We start from the raw sequence: 21479 nt of genomic DNA, 5'->3' as shown, positions 1-21479 counted from the left end.
ACCATTAGTAAAAAGCCATCCTCTTAGAGGGTGGCTTTTTTTATTGATATAATTAATCGATTTTCATAAAGTAAATCAACAATAATACGATTTTTATAGAAAAAGAGAGCTGATGTTTACTACAAAAATATTAGGATCTGAGTCAGATGATCACGCAGAAGTTATTAAAGCAGTTGCAATGATTGAAGCTATTGTGCAATTGCAAGAGCCGTGGAATGAAAAAACTTTGAACGATTTGCTTGCACAAGATAGCATCAGTTTGATGGTCGTAAGCACTATGGGTAGTGATGAAACGGTTGGTTACTGCTTATACCAAGTGATATTTGAGCAAGCAGAAATTCTACGTATTGCTACTCATCCTAATAATCAACGGCAAGGTGTTGCCTCGCAAATTTTTGCCAACTTAAATACAGTATTAATGAATAATCAGGTAGAGAGCTTATTGTTAGAAGTACGAGCAGATAATATGCCCGCGATAGCCTTATATGAACAACAAGGGTTTGCTGTGATTCATAAACGTAAAGGGTATTATCAGCAATCACATCAGCCAGCAATTGATGCTTTAATCATGCAGCATGTTTATCATTAGTGGTATGTGATTTGAGGCAGCTTTATTGTTTTAGAAGGTTTGTTATTTAGTTTTGATATGAGAGCTTTAGTCACTGTTTGATAGCATACATTGAAGCTCTTTGATATGTTCGGTCAATAGCTCAATCATGATGCTAGTATTTTCTTGTTGTTTTTGGACTTGTTCCAGTTTGTTTTGATGAAAATTTAGCTGTTCATCGAGTCCCATTTTTCCCGTATAAAAATCATTGAAGCCATCTTTAATTTCATTGAGAGTAAAACCTACCGTTTGTGCGCTTTTGATTAGTTCAATACGTTCTACACATTCTGGATGAAATTCGGTATAAAATCGAGATCCTGCTTGACGCTTACGTGATTTTAGCAAACCCAACTGATCATAATGGCGAACGGTATCCTTAGTGGTGTTGGCTTTTTTTGCAAGTGCGCCAATTAACAGGAATGATTTATCAGATGCCATAATAGTCTCATAGGTCTATAGGTAAGTGCTGGTCAATAGCCATGATGCTCATCGTAACTTGAGCTGCCAAGGTTCTGTATTGTTTAATAACGATACTGCCAATGGTTTATGCGAATCATTTCGCCATCTGACTGAATGACTAGCTATTAAACTGTCTAATTGAGTCAAAAAATCAGTGCGTGGCAAGGTGACAGCACCTAAGCTCATCAGATGTTCGTTCGGTAGCTGACAGTCGACAAGCCCTACGTTACTCTGTTCACATAAGCGCATCAAGCCCCAAAATGCTAGTTTTGAAGCATTGGACGCACGGTGAAACATTGATTCACCAAAATAGAGATTACCTATCTTTAAGCCATAGAGCCCACCAATTAGCTGCCCTTTATCATCCCAAACTTCGATACTGTGTGCAAACCCTTTGGCATGTAATTCAGTATAGGCTTGGATCATGTCATTATGAATCCAAGTATGCTCGCCTTCAGGTAGCTCGTCATTACGGGGCAAACTACAGGCATGTATTACGTCATCAAATGCTTGATTGAGTGTCAACTGCCAACGTGAGCGACTGGCTTGCTTGCGTAGTGACTTGCTGGGTGTGTAGTCGGCGGGTACAATCACACATCGTGGTTCAGGGCACCACCAAGCGATCGGCTCGTCTTCATTAAACCAAGGGAATAACCCTCGTGCATAAGCAGAAATGAGCGTTTCTGGTGCCAAATCACCACCTATGGCGATGATTCCTATGCCTTCAGGATCGATAGAAACAGGATCGGGGAAGTCATAACACCCAAGACTTTTTAATGTCTCAGGTGTGATGTTTTTATCATTTAGTTGCAAGAAATTAACCATTTAGGCTTCTTTATCAGCAGTTGATGTTGATGCATAAGTATGATCATGTGCGATGGTCTCTCCTAATGCATCCAAGTATTTTTCAGCATCAAGCGCAGCCATACAACCGGTACCAGCAGACGTAATAGCTTGACGGTAGACATGATCAGCGACGTCACCTGCGGCAAACACCCCTTCGATACTGGTTTGAGTGGCGTTACCTGCGAGGCCACTTTGGACGACCAAATAGCCATCTTTCATATCTAGTTGATCTTTGAATAAGTCTGTATTGGGCTTATGACCAATCGCCACGAACATACCAAATACGTCTAATTGTTTGGTGCTGCCATTTTCAGTAGATTCAATAATGACACCATTAACGCCTGAATCATCACCAACGACTTCTTTGACGTAGTGGTTCCATTCAATTTTAACATTGCCATTTTTGGCTTTTTCAAACAGTTTGTCTTGCAGAATTTTTTCTGAGCGTAAGCTGTCACGGCGATGAACTAGTGTGACCTCTGCTGCAATATTAGATAAGTATAAAGCTTCTTCAACGGCAGTATTACCGCCACCAATGACAGCGACTTTTTGGTTTTTATAAAAGAAACCGTCACATGTGGCACAAGCCGAAACCCCTAAACCTTTAAACTTGGTTTCTGATTCTAGTCCTAGATACTGCGCAGATGCGCCTGTAGAGATAATCAAAGCATCACAAGTATAGCTGCCGTTATTGCCGGTCAGCTCAAAAGGGCGCACATTTAAATTCACCGCATTGATATGGTCATAAACCAACTCTGTACCGAAGCGTTCAGCGTGTGCTTTCATGCGCTCCATCAATGCAGGACCCGTTAAATCATGGGCGTCGCCTGGCCAGTTATCAACTTCAGTCGTGGTTGTCAGCTGTCCACCCACTTCCATGCCAGTGACCATGACTGGTTTTAGGTTGGCACGAGCAGCATAAACGGCAGCAGCATAACCAGCAGGACCTGAGCCTAAAATAATGAGTTTTTCGTGACGTGTAGCGGTGTTGTCAGTTGCCATGAGTTGTTCCTTGCTAAATATAAGAGTTGAAAATGTGAAGAATCAATATAATCAGAATATTCTAAAGTTTGTCATTAGGATATGTTCTTATTTTAAAAATGGTGATAAAAATGAGATAAATTGCCGTTAAACAAGAAAAATAGTATTGATAATATATAGAATATTGACCAGCTATTTGACGATGTTTAGGTAGATTTAGCCGTTTTTAGCCCATCGAGATGACTATCGATTAAATTGAAGACACGCCCCAATACAGTTTTTATCATTGTTGTGTGATAGTAACATAAGGGTAGTGGCCGAAAAGTGCAAGTTTGCTAAAACAAAGATGGGTATCATTAGAATCAAAGCATGTTTGCCTTGAAATATTATAGCGATGAAACATGAATATTTTGTAGCGTTTCTACAAATTTCTAGCGTTTCTGCAAAATTTCTAGCAATTATTCTGTTAGCTGTATGTCTAAAATATGGTTTTTTGTTTAAATTCGATATTGACAGACTTTCTTGGACTCTTTCTTGATAAGAGTGTCGCCACTACGGCTATGTATTTGTTATTATAAGAAGTTATGCCAAGCGTGGTATGAGTCAAAAACAGTTGCTAACGATAGCTTTTATTTATGGCTTTTAAGACGACCAATATCTTTGTAATACTTCGCTAACCATTTTATATCAGCACTTTATGTCAGCATGATTAGGATTAGTCATGTATTGACGACCATCTTTAATAACAAGGCAGATCTTACGTGATATCAGCACCGCTTATTGAGTATTTAAAAAAAGGAATATTTACCCTTATTGGGTTAATACTGGCCGTTTATCTGTTTGTCATTTTAATGACCTATACAGGTAATGATCCTAGTTGGTCGCATATCAGTAGTGATATGACCACGATTAATAATGTGGGTGGCGCATCGGGTGCTTGGTTGTCTGATTTGCTCTATAGTTTCTTTGGTTTTGGTGCATGGTGGCTGTTAGCATTTTTGGTTTATGAGTCCGTCCTTATTTGGTGGGACAATAAGCCAACATTTTGGTTGATGCGTTTGATTGCTTATGTCTTCTTATTGTTAAGTGCCAGCGCCTTATTTGCGCAATTGGTTGCCTTGGTTCAGCACGTAACTGATGCAACTGTAACAAAGCTTGAGGGTGTGGCTGGTGGCATTATTGGACTTGAGTTACAGTCGCGTTTGGCTCAGCTTTTATCGCAGTGGGGGAGTGTATTTTTCTTGACTGCTTTCGTTGTTATTACTGCTACCTTTGCCTTTAATATTCATTGGCTTGCGATTTATCAGAAGGTTACAACGTTGTCATGGCTTGGCTCAGGAGTAAAACAAAAAGATATCACAAATGATACTCGTTCAGCATCTCAAGCAGGCATGATCTCTGAGAAAAGTAATGAAAGCAAAGAGAATGAGAAGACTAATAAAGAAACTGCGGAATACGAGCAGTTGCCACTTGAATTACAGTCTACGGAGAGTGCTCAATCACTGGATAACAGTGGTCGGTTTAGTCACGTTTTATCAGATTTCTTAGCGACATCGGGCCTTGCCGATAGCGTGAAAGCCTCTGTGGTAGCAGCAACACAAACAGCGATGTCTAGTGCTTCTAGTAATGACAATAGAGAGCATTTTCAGACGGCAGAATCGATGCCTAGCGGTACTGTAGATAATACGGCTCACCATACGAATGTATCGTCGACGTCAAGTGCAGCACCGACTCCGGTTCGTAAAGTTGAACCTAGCTTTGCTTGGAATGATGCCAATACCGTGGATGACTTGCTGGCCAGTGAGCAAATGGCTTATAACGCTGATATTGTGAACGATTCGGCTTCTGCTATATCGGTACCTAATGACAGCAAAACTGAGTCGCCAGATATGGCAAATTCAGTCTCTACAAGGATGTCAACCACAGAAACATCTGAGGCTCAACCAACGATTCGTTCGCAGACAAAAGCGATTCAGTCGCCAATTGAGGCGCCAGAAGCAACAGCAACAACAGAGAGTATTGATACATTGGCAGATGCTTGGCTAGCAGAGCATGCAACGCCTATCGTTGATAAGTCTATGACAGCGTTGCAATCAGATAATATGGCTGCACAGCCAGTGCAAGAGGCGTCTGTCGAATCTGAGCGAGATATGTCCAGTGAGACTCCGATTAATAACGCTACTGCAGCTGCCAGTATAACGCCGTCCTCTTTTGATGAATTATCTAATAACCAAGTGGAAGTATCTAGTAACGCTATAGCGCCGACTGTGATTGAAAAACCTATCACTAAACCGGTACCAGTAGTCAGCGATCCTGTGTCAGCAGCGATAGATATGACACCAACCAATACGCCTCCTGCCAATCCAAAAGCCGCACCAACGGTAGAAGTAACCAGTCTAGCCTCAAACGTGCCTGAGCCTAAAACGCCTGCGCAACCGTCTGTTAGCTTCGCTGTGCCAGAGGGTGATAGCAGTAATCATATCACTGATATGATGCCAGAGAGCGACAATGACGATACCAATGTACCAGTCATGCCGCATATTAGTGATGATGAAGCTTTTAGTCAAAAATCACGTTCGATGCAAACGGCAGCCTATCGCAGCAGTCTAACGCCTATTCCAGAAATGTCTATATTGGATAAGCCCGATCCTGACCGTAAGCCTAGCTATACCGTGGTTGAGCTGGAAAAACTGTCTGAGTTATTAGAAATTAAGCTACAAGAGTTTAATGTAAAGGCCTCTGTAGTTAATGCTATTCCAGGACCTGTCGTCACTCGTTTTGAAGTGGAGTTAGCTGCTGGGGTCAAAGCCAGTAAAGTAACAGGCATTTCACGTGATTTGGCGCGTTCATTATCGATGGCTTCTTTGCGTGTCGTCGAAGTGATTCCAGGCAAACCATATATCGGTATTGAAGTACCTAATAAGAAACGTGAAATGGTACGTTTGATTGAATTACTCAATACCGAAACGTTTAAAGACCCAAAAGCGCAGATTAGTATGGCGATGGGTAAAGATATCGGTGGTAATCCGATCATTACCGACCTTGCTCGTGCACCGCATATGTTGGTTGCTGGTACGACAGGTTCTGGTAAGTCAGTATTGGTCAACTCGATGTTGCTTTCCATGCTACTCAAATACACACCAAATGAGCTGCGTCTTATTCTGATTGATCCAAAGCAATTAGAGCTTGCTAACTATAATGACATTCCGCATCTGTTAACGCCTGTCGTAACCGATATGACCGAGGCGGCGAGTGCTTTATCATGGTGTGTGGCAGAGATGGAGCGCCGCTATCAGCTCATGAGTTTGCTTAAAGTGCGTAAGCTTAATGAGTTCAATAAAAAAGTCATCGCGGCAGAGGAGTCGGGGAATCCAATGCTCGATCCTTTATGGCGGCCTAATGACAGCGTGAGCATTAGCCAAGCACCCAAGCTCAAAGTATTACCAATGATTGTGATTGTTGCCGATGAGTTTGCCGATATGATTATGCAGGTGGGTAAACAAGCTGAAGAGCTTATCACCCGCTTGGCACAAAAGTCGCGGGCTGCAGGTATTCACTTGATGCTCGCGACTCAGCGTCCGTCGGTAGATGTTATCACTGGTCTAATTAAAGCCAATATCCCTGTGCGTGCGGCACTACGAGTAAACTCAAAAGTTGATTCACGCACGATTTTGGATAGTGGCGGCGCAGAAGATATGCTAGGTAACGGTGATATGTTGTTCCTAGGGCCAGGGCAGATTGAGCCAGATCGTGTACATGGTGCTTATGTTAGTGACGAAGAGGTCAACCGTGTTTGTGATGCATGGCGTGAGCGCGGTGCTCCTGATTATATCGACAACATGGCAGGTAACTTTGAATTGTCTAGCCCAAGTGGTGGTAGCTCAGGTAACGCCTCTGGTGAAGATGATGACCTATATAACGATGCTGTAGCCTTTATTATGGAAACACGTAAGGTTTCGGCCTCTAGTATTCAGCGTAAATTTAGCATTGGCTACAACCGTGCGGCACGTATTGTGGATTCAATGGAGGAGGCAGGACTGGTCAGCTCGATGGGCAAAAGTGGCAAACGTGAGCTGCTAATGTAGCGATGGATATGCTTTATATGATCAATAAAAAGTAAAACCAAGACGACTTATTATCGTGCTACTGGTACAAACTTTACTTGCCTACTGTATTTACAAAGGCTGCGAAAAATTCATCCCAGTAGCACGGTAGCGATTTTCAAATACTTTGACTATAGCGTGGTATATATAGCGCTATATATAGTCGATTCAATTTAAGAATAGTACAAGGCAGGCGAGTGTAGATTTATACGTGATACGTCAAGCGAGACGCTGAAATACTTTTATAGTGGCGTGACTATAATACAGAGTTCAAACTGAATATCAGTGGATATAGCAACCACTCAATACCTGTATAGCGCACTGAACATGATTTGAATGAATATCTACCAATTAAAAAACAGACAACATCTATCACCGTTATTTTAGTTGTCACAAGATAACCCAGTTTTTTGAATCAATTAATGGCGATAAACGATCCGTAGCACACCTATACTCAATCAAAGCGGTAGATGTCCATGCCCAAGCTATGATGCGCCATGCTTTGGTGAATGACTGAGACACGCTGACCCGTACCTAATGCAAAAAACAACGGGAGCAAGTGCTCATCACTTGGATGAATATCTTTGTAGTCAGGGTACTGCTGCCAATCGAGTGCCGTGGGAATATCTGTTTTGAGCTGTTGAAGCAACCATTGCTTAAAGGTTTTGGCTGCTTGATCGATACTGTCAGACTGCCACCGAATAGCTCGCAAGTTATGTGTGACGCTGCCTGAGCCGATGATAAGTATTTGCTCCTCACGCAGGTGCGCCAACAGTGCACCTAGTTGATAACAGGCAACGCTGTCATAGTGCTGTGGCAAAGAGATTTGCACAATCGGTATGTCTGCTTCTGGATACAGGTGTATAAGCGGTGCCCACACGCCATGGTCACAAGCACGTACTGGATTGACACTGCAACTAATACCGCGTGTCGTAAGCTGCTGAGCTAGTGTCTCCGCCAGCGCTGGCTGACCTGAAACAGGATACTGAACGTCATAAAGCTCAGACGAAAATCCTGAAAAGTCATGCCAAGTCTTTGGTTGTGGGTTGTTGCTAATCTCCAGTTTTGAAGATTGCCAATGTGCCGACATAATCACGATGGCGCGGGGTTTGGGTAAGTTTTGTCCGATACGTGCCAGCGCACTGGTTGTGGCTGATTGTTCAAGGGCCAATGTGGGCGCGCCATGTGAGATAAATAAGGCAGGTAAAAGAGCGGTGTTTTTTAGTGAAGCGGGTACATCATCCCATGCAGCCTTAGCATTGATGGGGGCTATAGCATCAGTCGAGCTTGGCTGATGGCTTGCTTTAAGAGTCTGAGCGTTTGAATAAGTCATGTAGCGTTTATTAGGGCGGCTAGTGGTTTTTCAATCCGGCTTTGGCCAGTTGAAGGGTGAGAATTGTACGTTTGAGTTAGTATTTTTACTTCAACACGCCCTAATTAATGATTGTGAAAGCCTAATTTCCACGATGATAAGGGTGATTGTTATTGATACTCATTGCGCGATATAGTTGCTCCATGAGTACGACACGCACTAATGGATGCGGTAATGTTAGGGCGGATAGTGATAATTTTGCATCGGCTTTTGCCAATACTTCTGGTGAGACACCATCTGCACCGCCGATGACTAAGGCAATATCATCGCCTTGCTGCATGCCATCTGCTAATTTATCGGCCAAACCTTCGGTCGATATCATCTTGCCTTTGACGTCTAGTACCCATAACTGCTCTCGGCTTGATGCATTATGAGTGGCTAATAGGGCTTGACCTTCTTGCTCACGATACTGTGCCAAATTAGCATCTGAAGGGTTTTTTGCCCGTTTTGCAGCTGCAATTTCGACGATTTCTGTGCTAAGCATCGGTTGAATGCGTTTGTAGTATTCGTCAAAACCTGTTTGCACCCATTTGGGCATTTTATTACCAACAGTCAAAATCCTTACTTTCATAGTGCTTACCATCTCGATAATTAAATTCAAGCTTACTAGGGTGTACCCTAAATAGTTTGTATCGTTCGTTATTTACGGTCTACAATTTACATTAGAGGGCTAATGGTTTCTGATATGTGATTGTTTGCGCTTCGATCATCGCCGCTCTTATCCGCTTGGTTTGGCTTTGGAATAACAGTAAGCTTTGCATCAGATTCAAAAACAATGGCTTCAACATCATCGAAACTATTAATCCCTTCAGAACGCATTGAGCATTCGAGCTCTTGATGAGTTAGTCGCTCCTCTCGCATTGCATCTGGTAAAAACTGTCCTTGATAAAAGACGATACGGGGTTCAGATAAGATAAAGTTACTAAAGGGCGTTGAGATAGAGGCGTATTTGGTGACCAAAAACTGTAAAACATATAGCGTGATAATTGAGGCTGCACCTTCTACAAAAGGGATCTCTTTTAGCAAAATAGTGCTGGCTCCCAGTGAGCCAATCATCACCGTCACAATCCAATCAAAATTATTTAGCTGAGAGGTTGAGCGTTTGCCAGAAATTTTGGTGGTAATCACGATGAGCACATAAACCATGACGGCGGTGAATACAATACGCCCAAGTTTGTCGATACTATCAAAAAAAACAATGTCCATCGTGTTGACTCCTCATTATCTTGAATGCCAAGTTTTTAAGGTGCAAACCTCGCCAAGCGCTTTGTTGGCAGTACTGTATTTATTTGGGTGCTAAGAAATGATTGAAAGCCCACAATCCTAAACGTGTGCTAACCAAGGTCAGCACTATCATCATAAGCAGTGCACCAAGTAATGGCAAGGGCTGCTGTGTGGCCATATCTGTTAATACTTCGCGGCTAACTGGTGTAAACAAAAACAGCCACAACCCTAACATATACAATGCATTTAACAACCACATGGCGGCCACGCTACCAATGGTCAAGCGGTTCATCTCACTGATGGTGAGCGTGCGCTGTTGATGTTTGATGAATTTGTGCGCCGCAATATAAGCGCCAACCAGTACTGCTACCGTCATCACAACGTATGGGCTGAGCGTTAGCTTGGTTTGGACGACCATAAAAATAGCGTTGGCTAAAATGTAACCAATGACAAAAAACCCCATATACATTGGTAGCTTAAATGCTGACGGTAGCCGTGCTGGCGGTTTACTTTTCTTACGTAAATTGTCGGTAGCGTGTGGCATAAAATAGCCTATATTAATGTAAAAAAATAAAGGGTGGATAAATTATTATGGTATGGGCGTGTCATCATAGTTAGCCATTTTAAGATACTGAATGTATAGTCGATCCACTATAAAATAAACACAGCGATACTGGGTGCATTTTGCGTAGCCTCTGTCTGCGCAGGCACAGCAAGCAAGGAAAATGTATACCTGTATCGCATGGTTACATTTGTATCTGTTTTATTTAGGACTGACTATATCAAGGTGTTCATTGATGACACGTTTCTATTATACAGGTGCTGTTTTATTGCTGTGCTGTCCAATCTAACATGGCATCTAATACAGTTCTAGCCGCATATACATTGAGCGCCTGATCGGTATTAATCAGTCCGACCACGGTATAATCTTGCCCTGATTGCCCTTTTACATAGCCGGCCATTGAGGTGACATTGTTTAAGGTGCCGGTTTTAATCCACGCGCGTCCAATAGCGGCTGATTCAGGTAACCGTTTGCTATGGGTGGCAATGGTGCCACTAACGCCTGCTATCCCCAAAGAGTCCACATACGCATCAAAGCTTGGGCTGTCGTACGCATAGCCTAACAACTCACTTAGATTGGCGGCACTCACGGTACAGGTGCGGCACAAGCCAGAACCATTGGTGAGATATGGCGGCGGTGTTTTTAAGTGTGTCTGCCACCACTGATTAATGGTTTGTAGCGTTGTTGGGTAGTTGGTGTGATGCGAGCTGCCAAAGTCATATAGGCTGGTTGTGCCCGATATAGTCATGGGTGTAGCTGCATTAGTAGAAGCTGCTTGGCTAGCAGAGATGGCTGCATACGCCCCAATAGACAATGCCACTTGTTCGGCCATGACATTATTTGAAAAGTGGTTGATGTCATAAATTTGCTGTGCCAATGTGAGTGATGGATAGCTGACAATGGGCAAAGGCGACAGTGGTAATGCGGCTAGACTGCCTGCTTTATGGGTATTGGTCAGGGTGTTGTAAGGGCGTTCTTGGCTGATAATTTGACCGCTTAGCGTATTACCTAGTGCATACCATTTATCTGCCAGTACGTGGGCAGCAAAATCTTTGGCATCGGGATAAGCAATATAAAAAACGTGCTCGCCGCAACTGCTAGGCAGCTCAGAATTTATCTGAAGCTGATTGGCTTGCCACTGCGGGTTCAAGCTGTAATTGGCTGACGCACAGGCCCCTGCACGAGTATTGACAACACTTGGTAGCTGATAGTCGGCCAATTTCGGCGTATAGGTTAATTGCGCTTGCCCATTGTTTAACGGCTGACTTTTAATACCGATGCTGCTAAAGTTGACCAAAAAGCCATCTGGGCTAGCGTTATAAGGGCGTAGCGGCGCATTATCAAATGCGGCAGGGTCTTTACTCACTTGTTCAAAAACTGCGCTGTCAATAACAATATTACCATCAATGTGTTTAATACCTGCTTGTTGCACATGATAAAGCAGCTGTTGTAAGCGCTCATGCGTCATTTTTGGGTCGCCACTGCCCTGAATCACCAAGTCGCCGTATAGGCGGTCGCCCACAATAATACCAGTATGGTATACCCGAGTGAGCCAAACAAAATCAGTGCCTAAGGTATCTAACGCAATAAAGGTCGGTAGCAGTTTCATGGTGCTGGCAGGTGTGCGCGCCGTGTTTGGTTGGTGGCTAATTAATGGCGAAAACGAGATATGAGTAGAACCAGTATTGGTATTTTTATCGTTTGCGTCGCGATTTTTATGTTGGTTGATAGTAGCGTTGGCTTGTTGGTCGTCGAGCACATCGGGAATACTTTCTACGCTTTGGTAGGTGTAAGCATCATCGGTATAGGCATGTATTTCTTTTTCATGCTGCTCAATAGTTTGGCGCTCAATGGTAACTAAGGTACTTTGTTGGGGAATGCTGTTGTTTTTATTACTGTTTTGATGATTGTCTTGTTGAGCGTTTGGCTGGTTGTCATCAGTATGGTTTTGTGCACTATTAGCCACAGCTTGTTGGCTGCTATCAATTACTTGAATAGGCGTAGGCAAGTGGCTGTTATTTTTATCGCCAACTGGGGTGATGACCATGCTGATGTCAGATTCTGTTAAATTGGCGCGCGTTAATGCTGCCTGAACCGCTTCTGGTAGTGTTGCTTGCGCATATAGTGGCGTTACTGTTAAGGCCAGCACGGCCAATGACTTACTAGCTTGACTGAACGGTCGTAGATGATGAAGCATTGGTGAAATTTTAGTGGCAATAGCAGAATAACGAGAGCGTTCAGAAGTAGGTCGCATGAGCATCTTTTAGTAAGTGGTAAAAGCCGACTATACTAACATGAGTTAAGGCTTTCTCGTAGATGCAGAAGCATGTTAAAAGTTTGATTTTGTCGTCAAACAGCGCGCTTAGCGTACGTGCAAAAACGCCATTGCGGTCATAATGGCATCGTTATAAGCATCATGAGCACCCAGTTCAGGAATATTGTAATGAGCTAAGATATTGGTTAGGTGCTGTGATTGGTTAGAGAGACCCTGAGTATGACCACTCCTGCGCCGACTGTACAGATGGCGTATGTCTATGATTTTGTTTGGTAGTGTCGAGCCCATATACTTTTTAACCAGTGGGTTTAAAAAAGCAGTGTCAATTTGCGGGCAGAAACCTACTATAGGGCGGTTGTTTATAAATGGTAGCAATAGCGCTAACATCTCCTCATAGCTCATACCATGTTCAACATCAGCGGTACGTAAACCGTGAATTATAATCGTATCGCGGTCTGGCATCACAGGTGGTCTGCAGACTAAATGCAGACCATTGCCTGTATCGATCGTATTACCATTGATATGAATAGCCGCAACCGATAACAAATGGTGTTTTTTAGGATTAAGTCCAGTCATCTCGCAGTCAATAGCGACCCACTGCTCAGGCATAGGTTGGCTAAACATCGATGCCAGTTCTGGACGTTGTAGTTGAGTCTTTTGCCAAGTGCAAGACAACTGCTGTAGCCAACTCATAGTGGTTGTTCATCCATTTATGAAATCTCTAATTGATAGTGCTGGCGGAGCTGAGCTTTAAAGCTTTTTACCACAGCTAGACACTCTTTTAGCAAGTCACGCTCAAGCGCAGTTAACGTCATTGGATTTACTTGCCGAGCATACTTATCGTCAGTAGAGAGCGCAACTGATAAGCGCTGCGCCATAAAAAACTCTAATGCTTCTAATAAAGTGTCGGCACGCTCTTGGGTCAAGGCTTGAGTTTGCACCAAGGCTTTGAGCCGGTTTTTACTACTGGGCACTTCCAAAATATCATTTTCTAATGCTAAGGTGCGAATACCGTGAACCAATGGAAAGATACCGGCTTTTTTTAGATCAATATCTTGCGAGTTTGACTTATTACCCAGTAGTGGGACAAACTTTTGCCACCATTGGTTTACGTCACCGAACTGTAGCGCGGCGCGTGCGAACTGACGTACAAACATAGGGTCTGACTGTCGGTGGGCTACTTTTAGATGTTGGCGTATTTGAGTCAATAATGATTCATCACCGCAGACGTATTCAGCATCGAGGATGGCGGATAAATAAATGCCATGCATTGGTTCGGTATTTCTAAACCATGAGTTGATTTGGGTATTAAATGCTTTTAGCGGTTGTCGCCATATAGGGTTGGTCATCATGATGTTGCCATCACACAGTGGATAACCAAGGTTTGCCAAATGATGATTAAAGGAGTCGGCAAACTGTGCCAAGTCATCATGTGTGTATCCGTCACGTATGATGAGTGCATTGTCTTGATCAGTACGCATGATCTGCTCACCACGACCTTCTGAGCCCATGACGATGAGGCAAGTATTGACCATGACCTCATCAGGTACGATAAGTTGCCAAAGCTTGGTAAATACTTGTGCATTGAGCGTCTGTACCATGCGGCTGATGTTACCGATTTTGACGCCATTTTGATGCTGTGCACGAATATAACGACCGATAAGTTCGACTGCGGTATCTAGGCTCGTCAGATCTTTTGCTTGTTCAATTTGAATACTAATGAGCTGTGAATGATGGCTGATATGAGCGAGCATGTCGCTTTGCCCAAGGATACCTATAACCTTACCTTGGTCATCTAGCACAGGCAGTCTATGGATACGATAACGAGTCATGGTTAGTAGCGCATCGCCAATCTCATCATCAGACTTGATGGTACGCAGGTTAAAGTTGGCATAATCTTGACATGACGTCGTGGCAGGGTTTTTTTGCTCACTCACGGCGCGGCAAATATCGGTATCGGTTAAAATACCTAGTAGATGACCTATACCGTATGATGTCTCTTGTACATCTTCTTTTATCGTTTGTACATAAGTCGATGGTCTTACCAGTACGTGCTTTATTCCTATTTGGGTCATAACGCTAGCAGCGTCATACAGGCTATTATTGGCATCAACGATATGTACTGGAAGTAAACGGACATCAATCACTGGTTGCAGCATGATTTGCTGCACTTCTTGTTGATTGGTATAGATGGTTGGGTCAGTTCCTGTGTTGTGACGGCGCTGTTGTAGTGCTTTGAGTCGCTCAGGAAGCTTGTCTGATAGCATTTGGCGAACTAGATGATTTTGAGCACTGATTTTGTCAACAGTGCTACCAGCCACTTGAAGCAGTAGAGTGTCTTCGGTAGCTCGAAATTGATAAGTTTTAGCTTTATTTGCAAGCCCTGTAGCCTCTTTGGTGAGAGTGTTATCAGTCAGTGACTCAGGCTGGCGACGGCTATCGAACCAATCATTGTTGTTAAGGTGATCAGAATGATTGCTACCTAAATAAGAGACGACAAACTCACCGTCGAGTAATTGCTCAACCTGTCCTTTAATGACTACATAAAGGTACTGTAAGTCTTCTGCAAGCAAGCTTTCATCTTTAGCAAGATAGCGTATTTGCGTGTTTTTCCTGATACTTTGGCGTTCAGCTAAACTGAGTACATCAAAGGGCGGCTGGGTAAAATCAAGATGGGGCATGGCATCATCCTTGATGGCATATTGGACTATAGGTAATTACTTATAGATCATTACTATAGCATCATTCACATAAAAAACCTGCAATAACCACATTTATATTATGGTTATTGCAGGTAAATAGCACAATTATTGTGTCAAGTAAGGATGTTGATATCGCGAATTTAACTATGCACCAAGCAATTTTCGAATACGGCTTATCGCTTCACGGCTTTCTTCGACACTAGCGACCAAAGCAATACGCACATATCCTTGCCCAGGGTTGCTGCTATTTACTTCACGTGAGAGATAGCGTCCTGCTAATGCATGAATATTTGCCTGCTCATATAGCGCTTTGACAAACAGCTCATCATCACCATTGAACTGCTCAGGCGCTTTTATCCAAAAATAAAATCCTGCATCAGGCATCCGTAACTCTAATAGCTCACCAAGCTCAGACATCCATAAGGCAAACTTTTCTTGATAGAGTGAGCGATTATTTGCCACATGTTTTTCATCTTGCCAAGCAGCGATAGAAGCCAGTTGATGCGGTATCGGCATCGCACAGCCTTGATAGGTACGATATTGCAAATAAGCCTGTAAAATATCGGCATCACCTGCTATAAATCCAGACCGCAAACCTGGTAGGTTTGAGCGTTTGGACAAAGAATGAAAGACGATACAGTTTTTAAAGGTGTGGCGACCAAGTATTGCGCAAGCCTGTAATAGACCGATAGGGGCGCTATCAAAATAAAGCTCGCTATAACATTCATCGCTGGCAATGATAAAGTCATATTGATCTGACAGACGAATCAGATACTCCCAATCATCCATTGTCATGACAGAGCCAGTTGGATTGTTAGGACTACAAACGAATAATAGCTGCGTACGCTCCCACACTTCTTTGGGTACTGCTCGGTAATCTCCTTTAAAATCATTATCTAATGTGCAGGGTACAAAGTATGGCGCTGCTTGTGCCAGTATCGCTGCGCCTTCATAGATTTGATAAAACGGATTGGGCATCACAACTACAGGAGGCTTACCTGATACAGATAACGAATGGTTTGCTGTGTCGATGACTTTATGATCGACAACTGCTTGTACCAAGCTAAAAATAGCCTCACGCGTGCCCATTACCGGTAATACTTCGGTATTGGCATCGACATGATTCAAAAAAAACCGCTTTTCCAGCCAATGAGCGATGGTCTGACGCAGTTCAAACATACCGTTGGTGGTTGGATAACGACTTATTTTGTCCAAATTTTCGTGTAGTACGTCCAGTACAAATGCTGGTGGCTCATGTTTTGGTTCGCCAATGCCTAGTTTGATTTCACTGTAGCTATCGGCTGGCGTGCTATTGGCAAGTAACGCTGCCATTTTTGCGAAAGGGTAAGGATGCAGGTACGTTAAGTTGTGATTCATAAGTAGGGTAACTATAATAGACAATTAATAATAAAGTTATAAAGAAAAATTACATTCAAGCAGTGTAGCACTTCTCTTGTTTTTTGTCTTTTTCTTATAACAGTACAATAAGCCGCTGTCAGCCTTGATGATAGTTTATGGTAAGGACAATTTGATATGCCTGGTGTTACACAACCCGATAGTCCAAACGCTAAAGATATCAACGATAAAAATTCTGACGATAACTTATCGCGAGATAAGCTATATGAGCTATTAAAACAGCGCGAACAATGTTGGTGGCAAGCGCGGCAGCAGCTCACTAGCCGTAAAGAGAAAAAACTGTTTTGGTACGGTGAAAATAGCTTGATGATGTGGTTCTTATGGCAGTTGGTCAGCTATGTCATCGTGGCGATGTTATTGATGCTGCTTAGTAAGTTGTTGGGCATCATGCTGCCTGTATGGCAGTATGTTGCTTTGTTTGCCATACAGACAGTGATTTTTATTGTCATGCTGTCACTAAAAGGTCGCATGGCTAATATTTTGCAACGCAAGATTGATAAAGATGAGTTGCAACGTGAAGAAGCGCTGAATGAGATGATTATCTTGGCAGAAGACAGTCTTTATCCAGACGTACATGCCAATTCACCTATCTCCTTAAGACAGCTGTATGAGTATTTTGATCAAAGCTTTCATTTGGCCAGTTTACATTGTCTGTTACAAAGAGAGGTCGATACTGGGCGTATAATGCTGACGCAAAAACAGACTGAGGCAGAGGTTCTGCCGCCAGACCTCGCTGATGATGAACTTAATGAACATGCTAGTGAGATTATATATAAAAGCACTTTATAGGAATTAGCTTTGCTCTGAGGTGCGCCTTAGATGTTAAAAAGATTAGATATTAAAAAAACTAGACAGAAAAAAGCATGGCATTGATCGTTTTATCAATGTCATGCTTTTTTATTATGTTTTTTATTAACTCTTGAATGATACCTAATAGAGAGGACAGTCTTTCTGCACACTGAGACTGGTAAGCAGTGCTGCTTTCAGAGAGTCAAGTCGGTCAGTAGATAGCGGCTTATCGTTATGATCACTGATATAAAACATATCTTCTGCACGCTCGCCTAAGGTGGTAATACGGGCAGCATGTACCTCAATTTTCTCTTCCAAAAACACTTGTCCAACTCGTGCCAATAGCCCAGGCTGATCAAGCGTTTCTAAGCTCATGACGTGTTGATCTGAGGCTTCATTGAACTCAAAATTGATAACTGTGGTTACCTCAAAGTTTCGAAGCTGACGTGGAATCCGCTTGTTTGTAATTTTTAATACTGTTGGATCTTTAAAGGCACTAATCAAACGCTGCTTGAGATCCTTTTGGCTGTCTTCGTCAATTAATAGTGTACCGTTCGGATCTAGTAGCACATAAGAGTCCAACGCAAAATCACGGGTAGCAGTGATGATTCGTGCGTCCAAGACATCCAGATTCATCTGATCGAACACTGCCATGGTAACCGCAAATAAGTTTTCTTGATCTTGGGTGTAAACAAATACTTGAACGGCATCAAGTGCCAGCTCTCTATGCTCACGTAGTACGACTAGCGGTGGACTATCTGTATTGGATGCAAGTCCAATAGGGGGGTGATTCAAGATAGCCTCGGTATGCCATAAAATATCCTCAGCGATCTCACGCAAGAAATATTCATCACCCAAATCGTCCCATAGCCTCAATACTTCATCGCGATTCATGTGCTGATTGTTTACATTATCTAGCATGGTTAAGGCTTGTTTACGTGTGGCACTGATCATATCTTGGCGGTTGGTCGGTGCATCAATATCAGCACGCAAAATACGACGAGTCTGTGAGTATAGCTGTTTCATTAGCGTGGCGCGCCAACTGTTCCATAATTGTGGATTGGTGGCGTTCATGTCAGCGACGGTTAGCACGTATAGATGATTGAGATGGGTGACATTGCCCACTAGGTCTGAAAATATAGTCACAATCTCTGGGTCTGATATGTCTTTTTTCTGAGCGGTCATCGACATTAATAAATGGTAACGTGTCAGCCAGCCAACCAAATTAGCATCCGCCAAACTCATGCCATGCGTCAAGCAAAACTCAATGGCTTCGGTTTGCCCAAGCTCGCTATGATTACCACCACGACCTTTAGCAATGTCATGGAACATTGCTGCCAGTACCAAGATTTCTTTTCGTTCGATGCGTTGAAAGATAGAGCTGACCAACGGGAAGTCTTCATAAAACCGTGGGTCAGTGAAACGATGGAGGATGCGAATCAAAAACAAGGTATGTGCATCAACGGTATAGCGATGAAATAAGTCATACTGCATCAGCCCCGTTACTTGTGAAAACGCAGGAATATAGTTACCCAAGACGCCATATCGATTCATCGTACGCAGGCGATGAAACAGGTAGTTTTGTTCTTTTAGGTTGGCTAAAAACAGCGCTTGGTGAGCGGGATTGTCACGGTAAACTTGATCGATACCGCGTGCAGCAATTTTTAGCGCGCGTAGGGTATGGGTGCGGACGTTTTTAATATTGTGCTGACCCATCAATAAAAACATCTCTAAAATAGCGTCAGGGTGCTGAGCAAAGACGCGATGATGCGCCATCGATATTTGATCACCTATTTGGTTAAAACGTGCGTTGATGGGCTGTTTTTTGGGACTCTCATCATCAGTCAGTCTTGGTTCTATAATCGTTTCGTAATAATGATTGATCAGCATCTCGGATAGTGTTGATATCTGCATGGCGCAGCGATAGTAATCACGCATAAAGCGTTCTACTGCAGCATTAGGTTCATCATCTGGCTGCGTCTCATAGCCCATCAATTGAGCAATCTCACGCTGATAATCAAACAGTAACTTGTTTTCGTTACGACCGGTCAATACGTGCAAATAGTGACGTATTTGCCATAGATATCCTTCTGCAAAACTCAGCTCGTCAAACTCTTTTTCGGTCAAAAAGTTTTGCTGCACCAAGTCGTACAGTTTGCCCACTCGAAAGTAACGTTTGGTCACCCAGCCGATGACATGAATATCGCGTAAACCACCAGGAGCTGTCTTGATATTTGGCTCAAGATTGTATTCTGTGGCATTGTGCTGTAAGTGGCGTACCTTACTTTCTTCGATTTTTACTTCAAAAAACTGCCGCGGCGACCACTGCTCGTTGACAATTTTTACTGGAACATCTTGCAAGTCTTCATTACCAATCAACAGTCGAGCTTCTAACTGAGCACTGGCAATGGTGTGATCAAGTGCTGCTTCTAAGGCATCTTCAATCGTACGCACAGAAAGTGCAGGGTCCAATCCTATGTCCCATAGTAACGCTACCAAACGATCAATCTTTCCACTAGTATCAGTGTCAATTTCATCAGGAGATAGCAGTAAAATATCGATGTCTGAATACAGCGATAACTCGCCACGCCCATACCCACCAGTGGCAAAGAAAGCCAAGTCAGTTTTATCTAACTCAAAAAATTTAAATAAAGCAATCAGTAACTCGTCGATGGCACAGGAACGAACCTCAACCAATTGACGAATATTGACACCACGCTCAAGTGCTCGATTGATGTCTTCATTAATTTGAGTTAACCAGTTAGGGATCTCCAGTAGCCATTTTTCGGCCGCGTCGTTATCCGTTGATACTGATGTATCTGTTTCTGCATCATCAGGTAGCAAAGGTAGGGACGTTAGGTCAATAGAAGTGATATCACAATTAAACATAAGTGTTATCCAATTAAGAGTTTAAAGGCAGCTGTTTGAGCTTAAGGTTGTTTTATTATTTGAAGGACATGGTTATCAGAACTCTAAATATCAGTAAGCATAATACTTAATTTATCTTGATTATAGTGCAAAAAAAAGACCGCCTAGGCGATCTTTTATTATATTACTGAGTTAAAAAGCTTAAATCTTCTTCAGGGCGGACAGTAAATACTTCACAGCCATTATCTGTGACGACCATCGTGTGCTCCCACTGAGCAGATAGCTTACGGTCTTTGGTAATTGCCGTCCATTCATCCGGTAAGATTTTGGTCTGCCACTTACCTTCATTAATCATAGGCTCGATGGTGAATGTCATGCCCGTTTTTAGCTCAAAGCCAGTGCCTTTTTTGCCATAGTGCATGACTTGTGGTTCGTGATGGAATTCATTACTAATACCGTGACCACAGAATTCACGTACGATACTGAAGCGCTCAGGCTCGACCACTTCTTGAATTGCAGCGCCAATATCACCCAAACGTGCACCGTCTTTGACGACGCTCATACCTGCATAGAGAGCATCTTGTGCCACTTTGCAGATACGCTTGGCCATAATAGAGCCATTGCCAACGATCCACATTTTTGAGGTATCGCCATAATAGCCGTCTTTAATTACGGTCACATCGATATTGATAATATCGCCATCTTTTAGCAGTTTTTTCTCACTTGGAATACCATGACAAACCACGTGGTTGACCGAGGTGCAGATTGATTTTGGGAAACCATTATAGTTGAGTGGTGCAGGGATAGCATCTTGTACATTGACAATATAGTCATGAGCAATTTGGTTTAACGCTTCGGTGCTAACACCTACTTTTACGTGTTCGTCTAACATAACCAACAAATCACTGGCAAGCTTGCCGGCGACACGCATTTTTTCTATGGCTTCTGGAGATTGGATAAGGGATTTTTTAGTCATCATAATCGTACTTATAGTTATGGAATGAATAGGGTGAATTATAGCATAAATGCATCAATGACTGTTTTGGAAGATTGGTTGGCAAGTCTAACCGCTTATCTACCTGCTTTTAAAAAGTGAGCAGCTCGCGCTATGTCTGGCAAGCTAGGTTAGCAAAAAGCTATCAAGCAATACTGAACTGATGATTGTTGCAATCATATACTCAATCTATAACGACAATCAGGTATTCGTTATGCATAATGGTCTACATTATTTTGGTCAATGAATAAAGCAATAAGTCCATTATAATAAAGCGTGTT

General features: G+C 42.8%; 16 protein-coding genes. 3 read left to right on the top strand and 13 right to left on the bottom strand.

Annotated features, from left to right (window positions below):
• Positions 1 to 112: 112 nt before the first annotated feature.
• On the top strand, positions 113 to 589 hold the full coding sequence (gene rimI, locus ACT3SX_RS03445) for a ribosomal protein S18-alanine N-acetyltransferase (protein ID WP_192518229.1): 477 nt from the start codon (positions 113 to 115) through the stop codon (positions 587 to 589).
• 66 nt (positions 590 to 655) lie between these two features.
• Here rimI and ACT3SX_RS03440 read toward each other — a convergent pair whose 3' ends face one another.
• From ACT3SX_RS03440 to trxB, 3 genes are read right to left on the bottom strand one after another with little or no spacing between them, the layout of a single operon-like run.
• On the bottom strand, positions 656 to 1045 hold the full coding sequence (locus ACT3SX_RS03440; protein WP_192518230.1) for a MerR family transcriptional regulator: 390 nt from the start codon (positions 1043 to 1045) through the stop codon (positions 656 to 658).
• 48 nt (positions 1046 to 1093) lie between these two features.
• A complete protein-coding gene (gene aat / locus ACT3SX_RS03435; RefSeq protein ID WP_192518231.1) occupies positions 1094 to 1891 on the bottom strand; it encodes a leucyl/phenylalanyl-tRNA--protein transferase in 798 nt (265 codons plus the stop codon).
• Complete coding sequence (gene trxB / locus ACT3SX_RS03430; RefSeq protein WP_192518232.1) at positions 1892 to 2914, bottom strand: thioredoxin-disulfide reductase; 1023 nt, start codon at positions 2912 to 2914, stop codon at positions 1892 to 1894.
• Between the two features lie 740 nt (positions 2915 to 3654).
• Between trxB and ACT3SX_RS03425 the strand changes: the two genes are divergently transcribed.
• Complete coding sequence (locus ACT3SX_RS03425; RefSeq protein ID WP_442062041.1) at positions 3655 to 6978, top strand: DNA translocase FtsK; 3324 nt, start codon at positions 3655 to 3657, stop codon at positions 6976 to 6978.
• A gap of 472 nt (positions 6979 to 7450) precedes the next feature.
• On the opposite strand, the gene ACT3SX_RS03420 is transcribed toward ACT3SX_RS03425, so the two are convergent.
• The 8 genes from ACT3SX_RS03420 to dapC form a co-directional block, all read right to left on the bottom strand.
• Positions 7451 to 8329 carry a DODA-type extradiol aromatic ring-opening family dioxygenase gene (locus ACT3SX_RS03420; RefSeq protein WP_192518234.1) on the bottom strand — a complete coding sequence of 293 codons (879 nt, stop codon included), beginning with the start codon at positions 8327 to 8329 and terminating at the stop codon, positions 7451 to 7453.
• A 121-nt stretch (positions 8330 to 8450) separates the two neighbouring features.
• Complete coding sequence (rlmH, locus tag ACT3SX_RS03415; protein ID WP_192991686.1) at positions 8451 to 8939, bottom strand: 23S rRNA (pseudouridine(1915)-N(3))-methyltransferase RlmH; 489 nt, start codon at positions 8937 to 8939, stop codon at positions 8451 to 8453.
• A gap of 86 nt (positions 8940 to 9025) precedes the next feature.
• Complete coding sequence (locus ACT3SX_RS03410; RefSeq protein ID WP_192991687.1) at positions 9026 to 9574, bottom strand: DUF421 domain-containing protein; 549 nt, start codon at positions 9572 to 9574, stop codon at positions 9026 to 9028.
• A 79-nt stretch (positions 9575 to 9653) separates the two neighbouring features.
• Positions 9654 to 10136: an ABZJ_00895 family protein gene (locus ACT3SX_RS03405; RefSeq protein ID WP_192518237.1), complete on the bottom strand. Its 483-nt coding sequence runs from the start codon at positions 10134 to 10136 to the stop codon at positions 9654 to 9656.
• A 283-nt stretch (positions 10137 to 10419) separates the two neighbouring features.
• Positions 10420 to 12408 carry a D-alanyl-D-alanine carboxypeptidase/D-alanyl-D-alanine-endopeptidase gene (locus ACT3SX_RS03400; RefSeq protein ID WP_442062037.1) on the bottom strand — a complete coding sequence of 663 codons (1989 nt, stop codon included), beginning with the start codon at positions 12406 to 12408 and terminating at the stop codon, positions 10420 to 10422.
• A gap of 108 nt (positions 12409 to 12516) precedes the next feature.
• On the bottom strand, positions 12517 to 13122 hold the full coding sequence (locus tag ACT3SX_RS03395) for a 3'-5' exonuclease (RefSeq protein ID WP_192518239.1): 606 nt from the start codon (positions 13120 to 13122) through the stop codon (positions 12517 to 12519).
• 17 nt (positions 13123 to 13139) lie between these two features.
• Positions 13140 to 15110, bottom strand: a complete 1971-nt coding sequence (locus tag ACT3SX_RS03390; protein WP_442062034.1) for a DUF294 nucleotidyltransferase-like domain-containing protein — start codon at positions 15108 to 15110, stop codon at positions 13140 to 13142.
• A 165-nt stretch (positions 15111 to 15275) separates the two neighbouring features.
• Complete coding sequence (gene dapC / locus ACT3SX_RS03385; protein ID WP_192518241.1) at positions 15276 to 16508, bottom strand: succinyldiaminopimelate transaminase; 1233 nt, start codon at positions 16506 to 16508, stop codon at positions 15276 to 15278.
• A gap of 156 nt (positions 16509 to 16664) precedes the next feature.
• Between dapC and ACT3SX_RS03380 the strand changes: the two genes are divergently transcribed.
• Positions 16665 to 17336, top strand: coding sequence for a hypothetical protein (locus ACT3SX_RS03380; protein WP_192518242.1), 672 nt, complete (start codon positions 16665 to 16667; stop codon positions 17334 to 17336).
• A 141-nt stretch (positions 17337 to 17477) separates the two neighbouring features.
• On the opposite strand, the gene glnD is transcribed toward ACT3SX_RS03380, so the two are convergent.
• Both glnD and map read right to left on the bottom strand, forming a co-directional pair.
• Positions 17478 to 20225 (bottom strand): [protein-PII] uridylyltransferase, encoded by a 2748-nt coding sequence (gene glnD / locus ACT3SX_RS03375; protein ID WP_192518243.1) that lies wholly within the window; start codon positions 20223 to 20225, stop codon positions 17478 to 17480.
• A gap of 163 nt (positions 20226 to 20388) precedes the next feature.
• Complete coding sequence (map, locus tag ACT3SX_RS03370) at positions 20389 to 21180, bottom strand: type I methionyl aminopeptidase (RefSeq protein WP_413038420.1); 792 nt, start codon at positions 21178 to 21180, stop codon at positions 20389 to 20391.
• Positions 21181 to 21479: the final 299 nt, after the last annotated feature.

It is taken from the genome of Psychrobacter sp. AOP31-B2-9 (assembly GCF_052378005.1).
In the GTDB taxonomy this organism is placed as follows: Bacteria; Pseudomonadota; Gammaproteobacteria; order Pseudomonadales; family Moraxellaceae; genus Psychrobacter.
This window is presented reverse-complemented; position numbering and strand designations above follow the sequence as displayed.

Excerpts from the sequence above, each read along its gene's own strand:
- rimI (WP_192518229.1), top strand. The coding sequence starts at position 113 with ATGTTTACTACAAAAATATTAGGATCTGAGTCAGATGATCACGCAGAA.
- ACT3SX_RS03440 (WP_192518230.1), bottom strand. The coding sequence starts at position 1,045 with ATGGCATCTGATAAATCATTCCTGTTAATTGGCGCACTTGCAAAAAAA.
- aat (WP_192518231.1), bottom strand. The coding sequence starts at position 1,891 with ATGGTTAATTTCTTGCAACTAAATGATAAAAACATCACACCTGAGACA.
- trxB (WP_192518232.1), bottom strand. The coding sequence starts at position 2,914 with ATGGCAACTGACAACACCGCTACACGTCACGAAAAACTCATTATTTTA.
- ACT3SX_RS03420 (WP_192518234.1), bottom strand. The coding sequence starts at position 8,329 with ATGACTTATTCAAACGCTCAGACTCTTAAAGCAAGCCATCAGCCAAGC.
- rlmH (WP_192991686.1), bottom strand. The coding sequence starts at position 8,939 with ATGAAAGTAAGGATTTTGACTGTTGGTAATAAAATGCCCAAATGGGTG.
- ACT3SX_RS03410 (WP_192991687.1), bottom strand. The coding sequence starts at position 9,574 with ATGGACATTGTTTTTTTTGATAGTATCGACAAACTTGGGCGTATTGTA.
- ACT3SX_RS03405 (WP_192518237.1), bottom strand. The coding sequence starts at position 10,136 with ATGCCACACGCTACCGACAATTTACGTAAGAAAAGTAAACCGCCAGCA.
- ACT3SX_RS03400 (WP_442062037.1), bottom strand. The coding sequence starts at position 12,408 with ATGCGACCTACTTCTGAACGCTCTCGTTATTCTGCTATTGCCACTAAA.
- ACT3SX_RS03395 (WP_192518239.1), bottom strand. The coding sequence starts at position 13,122 with ATGAGTTGGCTACAGCAGTTGTCTTGCACTTGGCAAAAGACTCAACTA.
- ACT3SX_RS03390 (WP_442062034.1), bottom strand. The coding sequence starts at position 15,110 with ATGCCCCATCTTGATTTTACCCAGCCGCCCTTTGATGTACTCAGTTTA.
- dapC (WP_192518241.1), bottom strand. The coding sequence starts at position 16,508 with ATGAATCACAACTTAACGTACCTGCATCCTTACCCTTTCGCAAAAATG.
- ACT3SX_RS03380 (WP_192518242.1), top strand. The coding sequence starts at position 16,665 with ATGCCTGGTGTTACACAACCCGATAGTCCAAACGCTAAAGATATCAAC.
- glnD (WP_192518243.1), bottom strand. The coding sequence starts at position 20,225 with ATGTTTAATTGTGATATCACTTCTATTGACCTAACGTCCCTACCTTTG.
- map (WP_413038420.1), bottom strand. The coding sequence starts at position 21,180 with ATGACTAAAAAATCCCTTATCCAATCTCCAGAAGCCATAGAAAAAATG.